Annotated in this window: 2 protein-coding genes and 1 pseudogene; 1 reads left to right on the top strand and 2 read right to left on the bottom strand. The window is 33.6% G+C overall.

The genetic code is table 11. From position 1 onward, the window contains the following. Positions 1-114, top strand: a pseudogene (locus IV64_RS14240) (IS30 family transposase); the annotation flags it as partial. A gap of 72 nt (positions 115-186) precedes the next feature. On the opposite strand, the gene IV64_RS14605 reads toward IV64_RS14240, so the two are convergent. Further along, positions 187-519 (bottom strand): HNH endonuclease family protein, encoded by a 333-nt coding sequence (locus IV64_RS14605; protein ID WP_237051179.1) that lies wholly within the window; start codon positions 517-519, stop codon positions 187-189. 8 nt (positions 520-527) lie between these two features. Next, positions 528-923, bottom strand: coding sequence for a DUF262 domain-containing protein (locus tag IV64_RS14600; protein ID WP_057705159.1), 396 nt, complete (start codon positions 921-923; stop codon positions 528-530). Positions 924-1030 lie beyond the last annotated feature (107 nt).

The following is a 1030-nucleotide window of genomic DNA, read 5'->3' as shown; positions in this document are numbered from 1 at the left end:
GCTCAAGATTTAACGACGACGTTACTCCAAATTAACCAGCGACCGCTTAAAATACTTGACTGGAAAACACCGTATCAGGTTATGCTGACCAATTTGTTCAAAAATTCGGATTAAATTTGCAATCTACCAAATTTTATTGAAGTTATGAATGATTTGAGCGAGTTAATAAATGTAAGTGCAACAAGATTATTCGAATATGAACTTTATAATTCTCTCTGCAGCCTTTTCAGTAGCCATATCAATATCTTCTTTGGTCCAAGTATCCTTAGGATAATTAACAAGGGAACTTGCAATTTGATATTTACTTTCCCTATATCCATGATGACTAGTAATGCTATTTTCCTTTTTTGTTCTAAACCAAGCATCACCAATTCCCCGATTAATTTCGGACTCTAATGGGATCTTATTCCCCAACTTTTCCCTATATTTGTAAAATTCTTCCTTGCCACTTAAACCAGCATCTTTTATAATATTCTCCCGATTTATGCCACTTTGAGGCATAATGTGTTCAATATCCACGTTTCTGTTTAAAGCATCAAAATAATTTTGCGCTTTAGATTAGACAATCTGTCTTTTAATTTTGCATCATCTGATGAATCATCTGATAGCTTACTAAGTTCGTCATTAATTTTTATAAGTAAAGCTTTCAGTAGGAGCATAAAGGTCGTGGTTCGCTGTTGACCATCTATTAATGTAGTTTCATGTTTTTCTCCTGATTCTTGAGCAATTAAGATAGTTCCAAAAAAGTAATTATCTTGGCTAGTTTTGTCAAAGTTTTCTTGGTGGTTTTTTATATCATCAATTAATTTTTCACATTGCGCCACTTGCCATGCATATGGTCGTTGATAACCAGGAATATAAAACTCTGGATGTAAGCTGATTCCTGAGACAACTTTTAAGAGAGGGTATAATGAATAAATCATCTCTCAAAAGGAAGGGATTTTTACATGCCAACTCGTTACGACAAAGAATTCAAACCCCAAATTGCAAGAACAAATTAGCCACACGATAAATCCTATTAAATCAGTAT

It is taken from the genome of Lactiplantibacillus xiangfangensis, from assembly GCF_001438845.1.
GTDB lineage: Bacteria > Bacillota > Bacilli > Lactobacillales > Lactobacillaceae > Lactiplantibacillus > Lactiplantibacillus xiangfangensis.
This window is presented reverse-complemented; position numbering and strand designations above follow the sequence as displayed.

What these genes read in the sequence shown, in the direction of transcription:
- IV64_RS14600 (WP_057705159.1), bottom strand. Translation starts at nt 923, where the DNA reads ATGATTTATTCATTATACCCTCTCTTAAAAGTTGTCTCAGGAATCAGC.